Below are 16,381 nucleotides of genomic sequence, written 5' to 3'. Positions count from 1 at the left end.
TTAGGCGTGCTCTGTGCGCTCGGCGGCTTTCCGTGCGCGCGCCGTCTCGCGGCCGGGCCCGCCGTCCGGATTCGACGCGGCCGGCGCCAGCATTGTGCGCGGCACGAGCAGGATCAGCACGCAGCTGACCAGCAGACACGCACCGAGCGCGTAGGTGCCGTTGTTGATGTCGCCGGTGAGGTCTTTGGCCACGGCGGTAATCATCGAACCGGTAAAGCCGGACAGATTGCCGATCGCGTTGATCATCGCGATGCCGGCCGCTGCGGCGGCGCCCGACAACAACTGCCCCGGGAACGTCCAGTAAATCGGCATCAATGCAAGGATGCCGGCGGTGGCGATCGTCAGAAACGTGATCGCCCATACCACATGATGCGCCAAAGCTGCGCTCATGATCAGGCCGATGCCGCCGATCAGCGCCGGAATCGCCGCATGAAGGCGCCGCTCGCCGGTTTTCTTCGAATGCGCGGCGTTCGCGAGCGTCGCAATGATGGCCACGCCGTACGGGATCGCGGTCAGCAGGCCGATATGCAGCGGGTCCTGCACGCCGGTCGCCTTGATGATCGACGGCAGCCAGAACGCGAGCCCGTAGAAGCCGGTATTGAACGTGAGCAAAATCGCGATCAGCAGCCAGACGCGCGGATCGCGCACCGCCGAGCCGAAGCGCGCGGTCTTGTGCGCGCTTTCGCGCTGCAGATTCGCCGCGAGCAGGCTCTTCTCCTGCGGGGTGAGCCAGCGGGCGCGGTCGATGCCGTCGTCGAGCGAGAAGTACACCACGAACGCGGTCAGCAGCGACGGCACGCCTTCGATCAGCAGCATCCACTGCCAGCCCTGGTAGCCGAACAGGCCGGCCGTATGCTCCATCAGCCAGCCCGACACCACGCCGCCGAGCATCAGGCTGACCGGCATCGCGATCAGAAAGCCGGACATCACGCGGCTTTGCCGCTGTGCGGGAAACCAGAAGTTCAGGTACAGAATCACGCCGGGGAAGAAGCCGGCCTCACAGATCCCGAGCAGGAAGCGCAGCATGTAGAACATCGTCGCGGTTTCGACATGCGCGATGCGCGCGAGCGGCGCGACGAACGCGAGCGCCATCGACACGAGCCCCCACGTGAACATGATCCGCGCGATCCAGAAGCGCGCGCCGTAGCGATGCAGGAATACGTTGCTCGGCACTTCGAAGATGAAATAGCCCCAGAAAAACACACTCGCGCCGATCGCGTACATCGTGTCGGACAGGCCGAGATCGTCGAGCATCTGCAGCTTCGCGAAGCCGACGTTCACGCGGTCCAGATACGCGACCACGTAGCACAGCAACAGCACCGGCAGCAGCCGGCGCACGACCTTGCGATAGGTCCTTTCCTCGAACTCGTCGACGCGCGCGGTGGGCGCGGCGATGGCGGACGGTACTGCGGTCATTCGTATCTCCATCAGCGTGTTTTTGGTCGGCAATGCCGTTGCCTCGCGGCTCGTGCGATTGGAGCCGACGGGCACCGCCGGTTAAGTTACCGGTAACATTTCTAGCTGTGGATGTTACGCCCGGCTTACCGTCCGAACAACCAAGGGATATCCCTGATCTGTTTAATTTGGTACGGCTTTGCGCGCATCGTCCGGCTCCGCTGTGTCGACATTGATCACACACGCAACCGCAATGAGAAGAGTTCAGATAATGTGGACCGCGCCAGTACCGATCATCTAGACCTAAAGCGAGTGCATAAAGAGCGTCACGATTGCCACCATCTCAACGGCAGTGTCAAACGACCGCCGGTGCCGCTTCTGTCTTACGCGCGATCAGCTGAGAACGACCCGTTGCTGCCTTCGGCGAGCTTCTCCGAACGTCCCAACCGTGCTGAAAAAGCGGCCGCTCGACCTTTCGACTACAAACGCCGGAGTCTGAGCGACCAATCGTCTAACGTTTAGCTCTGTGCCGGCGAACAGGCAGCAAGCTTTACCCGCTGGCGACCTATACTCGTAGTGGCCGCGACCCCCGGCTGTCGTGTTCGCAATCAACGAATCCAACTCGAATTTGTTGCGATTGAGCTTGCGATAAGCGGGATCGACTCGCAATCCACGGCCGTGGGCATATGTAATCTGCGAGCAAGCCTAAGCGCTTCGATTGCAAGCCCTACATCTAGTGGAGAATTCTGATGCAACAGAAATTACGTGCTGCGGTTGTGCAATCGGGATCCGTCGTCTTCGATGCGGACAGTACCATCGACAAAGTCGCGACTTTCGCGGCCGACGCCGCACGACAAGACACTCAACTTATTGTATTTCCTGAAGCATTCGTCTCAGCCTATCCAAAGGGGCTCGATTTCGGTTCGACGATTGGTGGACGAACCGTTGCTGGGCGCGACGACTATCGCCGTTACTACCAAAGCGCGGTCGAGGTGCCGAGTCCCGGCACCCGTCGGCTGGGCGAGATTGCCGCCGACCACAAACAATACATCGTGATCGGCGTAATCGAGCGGGACCATGGCACGTTATATTGCACTGCGTTGTTTTATGGTCCGGACGGTATCATGCTCGGCAAGCATCGCAAGCTGATGCCAACCGCCGGCGAGAGGCTGATCTGGGGCTATGGCGATGGGTCGACGCTCCCGGTTTTCGACACGCCGTTCGGCAGACTTGGCGCAGTCATTTGCTGGGAAAACTACATGCCATTAATGCGTATGGCCATGTACGCCAAGGGTGTTCAGATTTACTGCGCCCCCACCGCCGACAGTCGGCCGACATGGGCTTCCTCCATGCAGCATGTTGCCTTGGAGGGGCGTTGCTTTGTGTTATCGGCCTGTCAGCACCTGCGCCGATCGGATTGCCCAACCGACTATGCCGCAATCCAGGGTAACGATCCGTCCACTGTGTTGATGAGCGGTGGAAGCTGCATCGTTGGCCCGCTTGGCGAGTTCATTGCCGGCCCCATCTTTGAGCAAGACGCACTGCTCGTGGCCGACCTCGACCTCAACGATCTTGCCCGTGCGAAATATGACTTTGACGTGGCGGGTCACTACGCGCGTCCGGATATCTTCCGTCTGCATGTCAACGAAGCGATGATGCCTCCCGTCGTGTTCGAGAACAACGGATTCGGCAGCGTCTCCTGAAGGTCAACGTGGGATTGAACGAATCCCTGTCCTCATTAGAAAGTGAGCAAGCTGAACGCGAAATTCAATTTCAGCGTGCGTCAGCCGCGCGGCACGAAACGAACCGCGGACGCCGTTACCCTCAGTAACACGCAACACGTCCTGCTCCGTCCATGCAGCAAACCGCTCTGCGCGAATGAACGCCGCCTGCACGTTGCGGGCGTCGGAGTTCGGCTAACCGTACCTGAGTTCGCGGTGACCGCCAAGGCAATGCTGGGCGCAAACAAGCACGGCCCGATAAAAAATCGCGCAAAAGCACATTCATATAGATGTTTTCCCGGATACGTTCCACCGCGTCCGGTCCGATCGTGTGTGCGCGGCCACGACAAGGGTAACTCCCGATCCATTTAGCTGGAAAACATGTAATCATATATATGAATCGGAGGAGACGATGATGCACTCGGATGGCCGTTTGCCCCGTTATCAGCGGTTGCGTGACGAAATGGTCGCTCTTATCGCGGCCCGCCATTGGCGCCCCGGTGAGCCTATTCCGACGGAACAGGCGCTCGCGAAAAGCTATGACCTCGCTGTTGGGACAGTTCGCAAGGCCGTCGATCTGCTGGTGGCGGAAGGACTGCTTGAGCGCTTTCAGGGTCGGGGGACCTTCGTGCGCCGCGCGAACTTCGACAGTTCCCTGTTTCGCTTTTTTCGCTTCCAGACGCGGCAGGGCGAACGCCGTATTCCAGAAAGCCGCATCTTGCGTCGCGACGTGGTCGACGCACCGTCGGCTGTCGCCGCAACCTTGCAGATTTCGGATACCGCGCGCGTCATAGAGATGTCGCGCGTGCGACTGCTAGATGGCGTCCCGATGCTCTATGAAGAAATCTGGTTGCCGTACGTACGGTTTGCGGCGTTTGCGGAGATGGACCTGAACGATGTCGGTGACCTCTTGTATCCCGTGTACGAGGCGCAGTGCAACCAGGTAGTGGCGTCCGCCACGGAAACGCTGACTGTCGAAGCCATTCGGCCACTCCACGCCAGGCTGCTACGCATCGAACCGGGCACGCCGGCTGTCGTAATCGAACGTCTTGCGTACGGCTACGACCGACAGCCTCTCGAATGGCGCCGCTCGCGCGGACCCGCCAGCGAATTCATCTACCAGGCGGAGATCCGCTAGCGATCGGCGTCATCAAGAATGCGTTGTTCTTCGCGCATTCGAACGACGAGGAGAAGACGGCAATGTTCAAGTGGTTCAGCGAGATTTCGGGCAATGAACGTCGGACGTTCTGGGCGTGCTTCGGCGGATGGGCACTCGATTCGCTCGACGTGCAGATGTTCAGCCTTGTGATTCCGGCAATCATCGCCGAATGGTCGATCAGCCGCACTCAGGCGGGCCTGGTCAGCGGCGCCACGCTGGTTGCGTCGGCGCTGGGCGGCTGGATTGCGGGTATGCTTTCGGACCGGCTCGGACGGGTCAGGACGCTGCAATGGACCGTCGCGTTCTTTGCCGTGTTTACGTTCCTGTGCGCCTTCACGCAAAACTATCCTCAGTTTCTGGTGTTAAAGACGCTGCAGGGGTTCGGCTTCGGCGGAGAATGGGCGGCAGGCGCCGTCCTGATGGCTGAGACTATCCGCAATGAGCATCGCGGCAAGGCAATGGGCACTGTCCAAAGCGCATGGGCTGTCGGCTGGGGTGCAGCGGTGCTGCTTTATCTGTTGATGTTCTCGCTACTGCCCGGACAAACCGCATGGCGCGTGATGTTCGGAATTGGCATCGTTCCAGCGTTGCTCATCCTGTACGTTCGACGTGGCGTACAGGAGCCGACCCTGTCGGCGCACATGACGCGCGCCGCGCGCGCGCGTCACGACGAACCGGCATCTGGTCTGATCGTCGGTATCTTCGCGCCGAATATGCGGCGCATGACCTTGATCGGAGCGCTGCTCGGCGTCGGCGCACATGGCGGCTATTACGCGCTGATGACCTGGCTACCGACGTTTCTGAAGACCGAGCGCCATCTGTCCGTTCTAAGTACCGGCGGCTACCTTGCTGTCGTGATCACCGCATTTTTCTGCGGCTGCCTCGTGAGTGCGCAACTGCTTGATCGCATTGGACGCCGTAAAACAATTCTCACATTTGCGATCTGCTGCGTAATCACGGTGATCGCCTATCTGTTTCTTCCGCTCGGCAATACCGCAATGCTGTTCTTCGGCTTTCCGCTAGGATTTTTTGCGGCAGGCATTCCGGCAAGCATGGGCGCGCTGTTTAATGAACTGTACCCAGGCGGCATGCGCGGAACGGGTGTCGGGTTTTGCTACAACTTCGGTCGCGTCGTATCGGCGGGGTTTCCTGTCCTGGTCGGGCATATGTCCGCGAATATGTCGCTCGGAACCGCGATCGGCATTGATGCAGCACTGGCCTACGCCATTGTCGTACTGTCCGTGCTCATGCTGCCGGAGACACGAGGCCGCGCGCTAGGCGAAGCCGCTCTCGATACGGACCTCCGCCGTCCACTCTCGCCCGCTCCGAGGCATTAAAACGCGCTCGGCGTCACCCTGTAGCCGCGCAATACTGTTGATGAAGGAATGTTCATGATGGAGAGGTTGGAGACATATGCAAGCCCCCGGCAGCCAGCGCATCGTGCCTTCCGCCTTGCATCTGTCGATACGCATGCGCATGTATTCGAGCGCGGCCTGCCGCTCGCTCAGCAGCGCCGCTACGTCCCCGACTACGACGCGCCACTCGACGCATACCTTGCGCAACTGGATGCGCACGGCATATCGCACGGCGTGCTGGTGCAGCCCAGCTTTCTTGGCACTGATTGCAGCTATTTGCTCGGTGCGCTGCGTCGCGCGCCTGAGAGGCTACGCGGCGTCGCGGTGATCGAGCGCGATAGCGGAATCGATACACTGAAGCAGATGGCGAACGCGGGTATCGCGGGGATTCGGCTGAACCTGATCGGGCATCATGATCTGACGCTAGACCGATGGGTGAGTGCGCAAACGCTCGCGCACGTTCGCGAGCTGAACTGGCATGTCGAAGTGCACGCAGAAGCTGCGAGGCTGCCGGACATCGTCGAGCCGCTTCTCGAAGCGCGCATGAACGTCGTCGTTGACCACTTCGGCAGGCCCGACGCTAGCGTCGGCGTGAGGGGCACAGGGTTTCGTCGTCTCCTCGAGTTGGCTCACACACAGCGCGTGTGGATCAAGGTATCGGGCGCATACCGGAACTGGCCGGACGATAGTGGCGGTTGCAAACAGACGCACGATGCGTTCCGGCTCCTGAAAGCGGCCTTCGGCGTGCATCGCATGATGTGGGGCAGCGACTGGCCAAATACGCAATTCGAAGCACGCGAGCAGTTTCCCCGTGCGCTACAGGTGTTGCGCGTACTGATTCCCGATGAGGAAGAGCGCAGCGTAGTCCTGGCGGGCACACCTGCCAGCATCTACATGTTCGACGATGCCTAGATGACGACTCACCGGTCACGTCACCACCTGATTTCCGCTGCACCAAAAGACAGTCCCCTCGCTATCGAGCTACCGCGCGCGGGCGCAACAACAGCCTACAGCTGGAACCTGCATCTTCTGCCTTATGTTCGGGCATGTTCGAATGCGCAATGCGCGTCCGTAGATACATTCAAACCATAAGTTCTTTCATGACCCATCTAGATATACAGCTGCTACTGACCGCACTGATCAGCGTGTTTGTGCTTGTCGCGCTCATCGTGTCGCGCCTCAAGATGCACCCGCTTCTGGCCCTGCTGGTCGTCTCCATTGGCGTGGGTTTTGCAACCGGCATGGAACCGCAAAGCATCGTCAAGCACCTGATCAACGGAGCAGGCAAGACATTGGGTGCGGTGGGGATCGTGATCGCATTGGGCGCCATGCTGGGCAAGATTCTTGCCGATGCCGGCATCACGGAGCAAATCGCCGAAGCCATTCTCAGTCGCGCTTCCGATCGGATGATCCCTTGGGCGATGACGCTGGTGGCCTTCGTCGTGGGCATTCCGATGTTTTTCGAAGTGGGTCTGGTGGTCCTGCTGCCCCTCATATTCAGCGTGGCGCGCAAGCTCGAAAGCCATGCGCGCTTCAACGGCTCGGCATATGTGTATGTCGGCGTGCCCGTGATCTCCGCTCTTGCCGCGATGCACGGCATGGTGCCGCCCCACCCGGGCCCTTTGACAGCCATCGCCACCCTTAAAACCTCGGTGGGGCCTACCATGTTGTATGGCTTTGTAGCCGCCATTCCGGCCATGATTCTGGGCGGCCCGCTCTATGGAGCATTCATTTCGCCGCGCATGAGCACGAAACCCGATCAAGCTTTGCTGGACCAGTTCACCCTCACGGAGAATATGGACGATGGCCGGCGGCCCGGCGTCGGGCTCGGCGTACTGGCCGCTTTGCTCCCCGCGATCTTGATGCTGGTTCATGCCGTCGCCGAAATGGTGCTGTCCAAGGGCTCGGCGGCCTTGCATGTGGCCAGCTTCCTGGGCGATCCCTTGATCGCCATGCTTCTGGGTGTGCTGTTCGCCGCCGCGGCCTTGGTCCTCGCCCGCCGAGGCGATGCCGGAAAGCTGCGCGACGCACTGAGCAGAAGTCTCAAGCCCATTGCGTCCATCATCATGATCATTGCCGGAGGCGGCGCCTTCCAGCAAATGCTGACTAGTGCCAAGGTCGGCGATGCCATCGTGCATCTGACACAGCAGTTTGCTTTTCCCCCGCTCATTCTGGGCTGGTTGATCGCCATGCTGCTCTCCGTCTCTACCGGTTCGGCCACTGTAGGTATCGTGGGCGCAGCGGGCTTGCTCGCGCCGCTGGCCGGCGCCGACCCCAGCCTGAACCTGCCCTTGCTGGCTCTGTCCATTGGTTGCGGTTCGCTGTTCTTCAATTATGCGAACCACGCCGGCTTCTGGATGGTTAAGGAATCGTTTGGTATGACCATGGGCGAAGCTACCAAAACGATTTCGGTGGTTCAATCCATCGTGGCTGTGGTCGGACTGATCATGGCGCTTGTTTTTAACGCAGCGGTCCATGTTCACTGAATGGCGAGAGAGACAACCGTCGCAACGAACAGGCGCGATCGCGATCGGGTACTGGGCAGAAGAACGCACCCCGCAGCTCAAATTCGCTGCGGGCAATGCGTCGGTTATCGGCGCGACCCATGCACCCCTTGATTACCCGGCAACTGGTCAAAAACGTTTGAGAGGTCGACGGGTCCCGAGTGGCGTCAGTGCTCAGTGAGTGCAGCCGGCCAATAGTTGATGTTCGACAACAACCGAAGCCGCCATTTCGGCGGCCGGTCCGCTCCGATGTGCAAGATTATGGATGCGAGCAAGTCGGCCTTTGCCGACTTTCGAGTGTCGACCGCTGTGAGGCAGTTGATAGGCGCTTTGCCGCCGTTGGCGCCGTCGTAGTCTCGAATGTCAGGTGCCGATGCGAGTGAGTGAATACTCGCGACCCTCAAGAGACGTTCGACCTAGTGCAAAGGATATGGCGGGTTGCAAACCGGAACGGCCATTCGCGTGGCTTCCTCGCTGGCGAATTGTCGGCCATTGCGGACGTTCGTCGTTCGCGCGCCGTGCGGCGGCTGAAGGTTACTTTGCTGTCGCTGGCAATCAAGGGCCAACGAAAGTCGGCTGCGACAGTATCCGAGTGAGTCGTACCGTCCGATGCTGTTGAAAAAGTCGCTGCGCGGCGTTTCCCATCTGCCACCGAAAAAATCGACCTCTCAGATCGGCCCACAAACCGCTCGAGAACATCAGTCACCATGGTGACGGGCATGTGCAGGATGGCTTGCGACGTGGCGCAGACTGGTGCGAGACGTGCGCGCAAGCTTGACGCATTGCGCACCCTGGCGGGGCCGCGCGTGCACGCCCAGCGCCGACGTTCGCTCGGTCATTGCGAGTCCGTTCGGCGCTGGGCCATCTCACTGCGCCCGAACTTCGATGGAGACCCGCCGGTCCGGTTGCAGGCAAGCGATGAGCGACTTGCTGCCGCCGTCCGGACATTGCGTTGTCGAATCGCGGGAGCCCACGCCGGACGCATGAATCAACTCACCGTTCAGTCCATGATCGATCAGGTACTCCCTCACCGTCTGGGCACGTGCGAGAGATAGCGGCTGGTTGACTGCGTCCGGCCCAAGCCGGTCGGTATGGCCGACGACCGAGATGGACTGAACGCCACTGCGCTGCTTGATACGCGTGATGACCTGATCGAGACTGGCCGCTCCGCCCGGCAGCATCGAAGCGCGGCTTGATTTGCCGAAAGCAAACAGCGCATCGCTTTGCAGCACGAACTGATCAACCGTTTGCGCCGCAGCTGCGACCGGCTGCGAGGCCGCTGCAGCCGGCGTAACCGTCGCGTCGCCACAGGCAAAGGTAAGCCGCCGCGTGACGTCGGTCTGGTCATTGTCCGGCAGCAGGCGCCCGACTTTCTGCACCGGGCGAACCGGTTCGCCATGACAGATCCGCTCGGCGACCTTCATGCAGGTAGCCGGCCCCTCGAATATGCCGTGACATTCGACCTGATGAAGCGTGGAACCGTCGGCGGCGGTAACCGTATAAGCATTAAACGTCGGCCCCGAGGCACTCGAACATCCGGCAAGCAACACCAGGCTCAGCGATAAACTCCATCCAGAAAGCTGCTTCATTATGTTCTCCATACTGTTTTTTCGTACGCCCGGTTCGGCGCACGATCAGGTTGTTCGCACTTGAGCGAAAGCGTCCGCGCCCTACCATTGCATGGCCGCGCCCATCCCGAAGGTTGTGCCGCCGGGGCTCATGCCAACGCCTGCTTTCATCTTGATGTTCTCGGTGAGCCGAGCGGTTCCGCCCAACGCCACAGCCTGATAACCACGGAAGCCCGCCGTGCCGATCCCAAATGACAAGGTCTTGTCCTTGTCGACCTCCGGAATCATCGTCAATGCGGTTGCCGCGGCGATGCCGGAATAGGCATTACGCGCGACCGAGTTGATGCCCGATTGCAGTTGGTCCACGCGCTGGTCGATATAGGCATTGGCTTGCGCCAGTCCGGCATTGAGCTGGTTCACGTTGACTGCGTCCGTCCCTTGCGTTCCCGCCGCCACATTCGCCACCTGCCGGGTGTCGTTGAGCGAGCCGACGGACACCACGTTGCTGCGGCCTCCATCCGAGCTGCCGGCCCCCAGCGCCACCGAGTTATTGCCGCTCGCGGCCGCGCCGACTCCGACAGCAGTCGCGCCCGTCGCGCTGGCTTGCGAACTGTTGCCGACCGCCGTGCTATTGGATGCCGATGCCGACGCGCCCTGCCCGCCCGCCGACGAATTCGAACCGGTGGAGGCCGGTGGCGTCGGCGTGCCCGGCGAGGACGAGAAGCTGCCGCCGTTGTTGGTGGTCCGCTGGTTGATCAGCGTGGTCAACTGGGTCGACACCGCGTCCAGTTGCGAGACGTTCACGGCGTCGGTACCGGCCTTGCCGGCCGCGACACCGGTGATCTGCCGATTGCCGATGTTGAACTCACCCGCGGACGACTGCGGACTGCTCAATCCATACGCGATGTAGTTGCTCAACGCGCCAACCGTCGTCACCGATCCGGCACCCAGCGCAACGCTGTTTGCCATCGTCGCGCTCGCGCCGGAGCCCATTGCGATTGCATCGATGGCGCTGCTTTGCGCCCCCGAGCCGATCGCAACGCCGCCTGCGTTGGCGGCCTTTGCGTTCGCCCCTTGTGCGATCGACTGGGCGCCGCTTGCGATCGAGCCGCTGCCGAGCGCGATCGCGTCGGCCTGCGCCGCATTCGAGCTCTCGCCGATCGCAACGCCGCCCGGCGCCGTGGCATCGACGACGGCGCCGTTGCCGATGCCCACGCCGTTGTCACCGTTGACTACGGTCGTCGGTCCAACGGCAATCGATTGCGCGCCGACCGCCAGCGAATCCGCGGCCGTCGAGTTCGCATGAAAGTACATCTGTCCGGACACGGCGAACGACGACAGCGCGCCCGCAAGCTGTCTGATCGTGACGGCGTCCTGCGCCTGCGTGCCGTCCGCGACGTTAGTCAGCTGGCGATAGGTGTTGCCGGCCGCGTTGCCGAAAGACACGGCGCCGAGCAAAGTTTGATCCGATGTGTTGAAGGGGATCGCATGGCTGCCGTTCGCAATCGAACCGATGCCGGACAGCACCGCGCGATCGGACACGGATCCCGAGCCGATCGCGACTCCGCCGGCCACCGAAGCGCTCGACAGCGCGCCTAATGCAAGCGCGTTGTTCGCCTGCGCGGCAGCGCCATTGCCGCCGGCAAAGCTGCTCACGCCGGCGGCCGTTGCCCCCACGCCCGCCGCCAGTGCATTGACGCCGGTGGCGCCGTCGTTGTTGTAGTTGCCGCCTTGCGTGCCGCCGTCGTTGACGCTGTAGTAGTGCGTCTTGCTGGCCGTAACTACCCCGGCGAGGTTGTCGACCGCCTGATCCGTCGCGTAAAGCTGCGAACCGTTCACCGCGTCGGTACTCGCCGCGTTCACCTGCCCGGCCGCTACGTTGGTCACCGTGCGCTCGTGACCCGCGCTACCCACGCTGACCGTGCTGGTCGGGGCAGTACCTGCGTACGTGTAGGCCGTGCCGTTGATCGTGCCGCCGGTCGTTGCCACCGCCGCAGCCGTGGTCGAGCCGCTGCCCAGCGCCACCGCGTTGGCGTCATTGGCCACCGCGCCCTGGCCCAGCGCCGTGCTATTGACGCCGCCGGCGGTGGCGGCTACGCCGGCCGCAAGCGCATTGATACCGGTGGCGCCGTCGTCGGCGTAGTTGGCACCCTGTGTACCGTTGTCGTTGACGCTGTAGTAATGCGTCTTGTTGGCGGTTACCGTCGCGGACAGACTGCTGACTGCCTGATCGGTTGCGTACAGTTGCGAACCGTTCACCGCGTCGGTACTCGCCGCGTTCACTTGTCCGGCCGCCACGTTGGTCACCGTGCGCTCGTGACCCGCGCTGCCCACGCTGACCGTGCTGGTCGGAGCCGTACCTGCATAGGTGTAGGCCGTGCCGTTGATGGTGACACCCGGCGTGGCCACCGCCGCAGCTGTTGTTGAACCGCTGCCCAGCGCCACGCTATTGGCAAATGTCGAGCTGGCACCGGCACCAAGCGCTACGGCGTCCGTGGCGCTGCTTTGCGCGCCGGAGCCGACCGCCACGCCGCCCTGGTTCGCGGCATTGGCGTTGGCGCCCTGCGCAATCGATTGCGCGCCGCTCGCGATCGCGCCGCTGCCGAGCGCCATTGCGTCGGCCGCGGCCGAATGCGATTGCTGGCCGATCGCAACACCGCCTGGCGCGGTTGCATCGACCACCGCTCCGTTGCCGACACCTACGCCGTTGTCGCCATTGACGACGGTCGTCGGTCCAACCGCGATCGACTCCGCGCCCACGGCGAGCGAATCGGCCGCTGTCGAATTGGCGTGGAAATAGTTCGTGCCGGTCACCGAAAACGACGACAATGCGCCCGCCAGTTGCCTGACGGTGACCGCGTCTTGCGCCTGCGTGCCGTCGGCCACGTTGGTCAACTGCCGGTAGGCGGTGCTGCTGCCGACGGACACTGCGCCGAGCAAAGTCTCATCGGAGGTATTGAACGGAATCGCGTGGGAACCGTTGGCGATCGATCCTGCTCCGGGCAGAACCGTGCGATCCGAAACCGATCCTGAGCCGATCGCTACGCCGCCGACAACGGAAGCCGTCGCTTGCAATCCGAATGCGGTTGCGTTGTTCGCCAGCGCCTGCGCACCGTTGCCCAGTGCCGTGCTGCTCACGCCGGAAGCCAGAGCGCCGACACCCGCAGCCAGCGCGTTGACGCCGGTGGCTCCGTCGTCGGCATAGTTGGCGCCTTGCGTGCCGCCGTCGTTGACGCTGTAGTAATGCGTCTTGTTGGCGGTTACCGTCGTGGCAAGTGCGTCGACCGCCTGATCGGTTGCGTACAACTGCGAGCCGTTCACCGCGTCGGTACTCGAAGCGTTCAACTGGCCTGCGGCAACATTCGTCACGGTGCGTTCGGCGCCCGCTTTGCCGACGCTGACCGTGCTCGCCGGCGTCGTGCCGGCAAACGTGTACGCGGTCCCATTGATCGTCGCGCCTGGCGTGCCCACCGCGGCGGCAGTCGTGCTTCCCGCCCCTAGAGCCACCGCGCCGGCGTTGGTTACCGTGGCCCCGGAACCGATCGCCACGCCTTGCGTCGCCGCGGCCGACACCGTTGCGGCGTCGCCGAACGCGACCGAACCGGCATTGTTCGCTTGCGATGCATTGCCCAGCGCGACGGCGCCCTGGCCGGCCGCGGTATTGGCATTGCCGAGCGCCACCGCGCCCTGGCCGTTGGACGTATTGTTCGCGCCCATGGTTATCGCACCGGTCCCGATCGCCGAGTTCGGATCGCCGATAGCGACCGCGCCGTTACCGCTCGCGGTATTGCCCACGCCGATCGACACCGCCTTGCCGCCGGTGGCGGTTGCCGTCTGACCAATCGCAATGGCGCCGGTCGTGTTCGCGATTGCCCCGGTGCCCTGAGCGATCGAATCGCCACCCGTGGCTTGAGCCCCGTTGCCCAACGCTATGTCGTTAGCTGTGGTCGGTGAGCCGTTTACGCCGGCCACCGCATTCAGGCCTTGGGCGATCGAATCGTTACCGTACGCATTGGCGACCGGTCCCACCGCGATCGCATCGGTGCCGGTGGGAACACTGTCAGCCAATACCGAATTGGTGTGAAAATATTTGATCCCGCCGCCATTGTTGATGTTGGCAATCGCTGTGGTATTGGTCGACACCTGCTGGTTGGTGGCGAACAGCTGGGACCCATTCACCGCGTCCGTGCTTGTCGCGTTCAATGCGGCCGGCGCCATGTTGGTGATGGTCACCGGAGATCCGGCTCCCGCCCCGCCGGTCGCACCGAGCGTGATCTTCGTTCCGCCCGCCGCGTCGTACTTCACCGCGATATTGGCGGTGTTGTCGATATTCGTATTCAGCGCGGTCAACGCACCGGCAACCGTCGTCTGCGGGTTGGGTCCGCTTACGGCTCCGGTAGCGCTGACGGTGTTGACCGGCTGGCTAAAGCCGGTGATATCGCCGGTCGTCGCGCTATAGCTGGCGCCGCCGCCCAACGTGCCAGCCGTCGACGCGCCGAGATTATTGACGCCGGTGACAACCGTGTTCAGTTGCGAGCCGTTGATCGCGTCGGTGCTGGTAGCCGAAATCACACCCGCTGCCACGTTCTGCAGTTGCCGCTCATTGCCAGCGGAGCCGACCGACACCACACCGTTGGTCGCGTTCGCGATGCCGGCCGCGGTGCCGCCGTAAAGCGCAGTAGTGCCCGTATGGGGCGCTGCGGTCGTACTGCCCGCGCCCAACGCGACGTCGTTCGCGTTGCTGGTCGATGCGCCGGCACCGAGTGCAATCGCACGGGTCTGGTTGGCCACCGCCGAATCGCCGAACGCCAGCGCGCTCGCGCCGTTCGCGGTGCTCGCGTTGCCCAGCGCGACCGCGCCTTGACCATTGGCAGTATTGCCGTTGCCCTGCGCTACCGCGCCGTCGCCCGTGACGGTATTGTTCGCGCCCACGGCGACCGCGCCATTGCCGGTCGCGGTATTCGGATCGCCAATCGCGACTGCGCCGTTGCCGCTGGCGGTCTGCGCCTGACCAAGCGCGACTGCGCCCGTCCCACCGAGCACTTGGGAGTTATGGCCGCCGGCGAACGAACCCGCGCCGGCTGCCGCGGCGACGGTGCTGCCGTCGCCGATCGCAACCGTGGAGGCGGCGAGCGCTCTTGCCGCATTGCCGATGGCGGAAGCATTAGCCGCGTTTGCCGTTGCGGAGGTACCCATGGCGAGGGCATCTGTGCTGGCGCCCGTCAGCGCCGAATCGCCTATCGCGATGGACGAGGAACCCGCCGAGCTCGCGCCGGAGCCGATCGCAATTGCGCGAATGCCCGACGCCGCGGCGCCTGCCACCGTCGCCGGGGTAGGCGCGCCGCCTTCGGCAACGGTATCGTATGACCCCAACGCTATCGAATTAGCACCGGTGGCTTGTGAGCCGTTCATCATACCGAGCGCGTTGAGCCCTGAGGCGGCGGCGCCCGCTCCCAAAGCCACGGCATTCTGTGCCGTCGCTTTGGACAATGTGCCGGCGGCGAGTGAAGAGGGACCGGACGCAGTCACGTCCGTGCCGACGCCAATCGCACCCGCCGCCGTTGCGCCCGTGCCGGCGACCGAACGCGGCCCGAGATAAACGGCGTTGAGTCCGCTGGCGATGGACTGAAAACCGACAGCGACAGCATGCGTCCCGGAGGCCGCGGCGGTGTAGCCCACCCCGACCGCTGCAGGTCCGCTTGCCACAGCCTGGAAGCCAATCGCAGCGGCATAACTGGCGTTAGAGGTAACGTCAGTCCCGATGGCGATGGAGGCCGTTCCGGTCGAACCGGTGCCCGCCGCAGTGCGCGCGCCCAGATAAACGGCGTTCGCACCAGTGGCACTGGCCCCCGAGCCAACGGCTATACCGTTGGTCTGGGAGCCTGTGGCACCACTGCCCAATGCGACGACGCCCGAGGCAGCAGCGTTGGCACTCGAACCCATTGCAACGCTATTGTCTCCAGTTGCTTTCGCCAGGGGGCCAACAGCAGTAGACACGTTGCCGCTCGAGACAGCGTCAACGCCAATCCCGATGGCCGACGTGCCGCTGGCGGCGACATCCGTACCGATGCCGATCGCCGACTGCGCGGTCGCGCCGGTACCCGGAGCTGTGCGCGCGCCCACGTAAATGGCGTTGATACCATTGGCAATAGCCTGGAAGCCGAAGGACAACGCATTAAGTCCCGTACTGCTGGCGGCATAACCTACCGCAGTGGAGCCGCCGCCAGAGGCTGTGGATTGAAAGCCCACGCACGTGGTGCTGCCACTATAGAAGTTGTAGGGCGCCGCCGAACAGCTCGCCTGCGCTTGCGCCTGCGCGGCCCATCCCCCGAAACCCATTAGCAACAGCACGGTGACGACACGCGATCCCGAACCATGCCACGCCGCAGCACCCTGCTCGCCGCGGCGTGCGTCGCATATGGAAGCGGCCGCTCCCGACTTTCCCTTGCCGCGCGACGCGTCCAACTCCGACGCGGCTACGAAGGCGCCCAGCGCCTTGTTCCAGATGGTCCGATATTCTTTGTTCATGTCGTTGCCTCACGAGGTAATTGAAATTCGAAATTCTCAAAACACACGCGTGTGCATGCATCCCAATTTATTCAGGATGCGTATTTATTACGTTTAAGCCGTCTCGTTGCGGCGCACGTTGCTTTAGCGTTGGAACTGCGGCAAGTTCCTT

At 62.8% G+C, this 16,381-nt stretch carries 8 protein-coding genes; 5 read left to right on the top strand and 3 right to left on the bottom strand.

Features of this window, described 5'->3' with window-relative positions:
- Entirely contained in the window at positions 1-1,416 is a 1,416-nt protein-coding gene (locus BJG93_RS29300) for an MFS transporter (protein ID WP_027194739.1), read from the bottom strand.
- A gap of 728 nt (positions 1,417-2,144) precedes the next feature.
- On the opposite strand from BJG93_RS29300, the gene BJG93_RS29295 reads away from it, so the two are divergent.
- From BJG93_RS29295 to BJG93_RS29275, 5 genes are all read left to right on the top strand, one after another.
- Positions 2,145-3,098: a carbon-nitrogen hydrolase family protein gene (locus BJG93_RS29295; RefSeq protein ID WP_027194738.1), complete on the top strand. Its 954-nt coding sequence runs from the start codon at positions 2,145-2,147 to the stop codon at positions 3,096-3,098.
- A gap of 433 nt (positions 3,099-3,531) precedes the next feature.
- Positions 3,532-4,254: a GntR family transcriptional regulator gene (locus BJG93_RS29290; RefSeq protein WP_027194737.1), complete on the top strand. Its 723-nt coding sequence runs from the start codon at positions 3,532-3,534 to the stop codon at positions 4,252-4,254.
- A gap of 62 nt (positions 4,255-4,316) precedes the next feature.
- A complete protein-coding gene (locus BJG93_RS29285; protein ID WP_027194736.1) occupies positions 4,317-5,612 on the top strand; it encodes an MFS transporter in 1,296 nt (431 codons plus the stop codon).
- Between the two features lie 54 nt (positions 5,613-5,666).
- Positions 5,667-6,542, top strand: coding sequence for an amidohydrolase family protein (locus BJG93_RS29280; protein ID WP_034477570.1), 876 nt, complete (start codon positions 5,667-5,669; stop codon positions 6,540-6,542).
- Positions 6,543-6,730: 188 nt separating this feature from the next.
- On the top strand, positions 6,731-8,116 hold the full coding sequence (locus BJG93_RS29275) for a GntP family permease (protein ID WP_027194734.1): 1,386 nt from the start codon (positions 6,731-6,733) through the stop codon (positions 8,114-8,116).
- A gap of 884 nt (positions 8,117-9,000) precedes the next feature.
- Here the strand turns inward: BJG93_RS29275 and BJG93_RS29270 are convergent.
- Positions 9,001-9,723, bottom strand: a complete 723-nt coding sequence (locus BJG93_RS29270; protein ID WP_034477567.1) for an OmpA family protein — start codon at positions 9,721-9,723, stop codon at positions 9,001-9,003.
- A gap of 81 nt (positions 9,724-9,804) precedes the next feature.
- Positions 9,805-16,230, bottom strand: coding sequence for an ESPR-type extended signal peptide-containing protein (locus BJG93_RS29265; RefSeq protein WP_027194732.1), 6,426 nt, complete (start codon positions 16,228-16,230; stop codon positions 9,805-9,807).
- Positions 16,231-16,381: the final 151 nt, after the last annotated feature.

Source organism: Paraburkholderia sprentiae WSM5005 (assembly GCF_001865575.2).
GTDB classification, from domain to species: domain Bacteria; phylum Pseudomonadota; class Gammaproteobacteria; order Burkholderiales; family Burkholderiaceae; genus Paraburkholderia; species Paraburkholderia sprentiae.
The sequence above is the reverse complement of the archived record's forward strand: the minus strand, read 5'-3'. Positions and strand labels throughout refer to the sequence as shown.

Coding starts and splice junctions, on each gene's coding strand:
- BJG93_RS29280 (WP_034477570.1), top strand. CDS start 5,667: ATGATGGAGAGGTTGGAGACATATGCAAGCCCCCGGCAGCCAGCGCAT.
- BJG93_RS29265 (WP_027194732.1), bottom strand. CDS start 16,230: ATGAACAAAGAATATCGGACCATCTGGAACAAGGCGCTGGGCGCCTTC.
- BJG93_RS29285 (WP_027194736.1), top strand. CDS start 4,317: ATGTTCAAGTGGTTCAGCGAGATTTCGGGCAATGAACGTCGGACGTTC.
- BJG93_RS29270 (WP_034477567.1), bottom strand. CDS start 9,723: ATGAAGCAGCTTTCTGGATGGAGTTTATCGCTGAGCCTGGTGTTGCTT.
- BJG93_RS29290 (WP_027194737.1), top strand. CDS start 3,532: ATGCACTCGGATGGCCGTTTGCCCCGTTATCAGCGGTTGCGTGACGAA.
- BJG93_RS29275 (WP_027194734.1), top strand. CDS start 6,731: ATGACCCATCTAGATATACAGCTGCTACTGACCGCACTGATCAGCGTG.
- BJG93_RS29300 (WP_027194739.1), bottom strand. CDS start 1,416: ATGACCGCAGTACCGTCCGCCATCGCCGCGCCCACCGCGCGCGTCGAC.
- BJG93_RS29295 (WP_027194738.1), top strand. CDS start 2,145: ATGCAACAGAAATTACGTGCTGCGGTTGTGCAATCGGGATCCGTCGTC.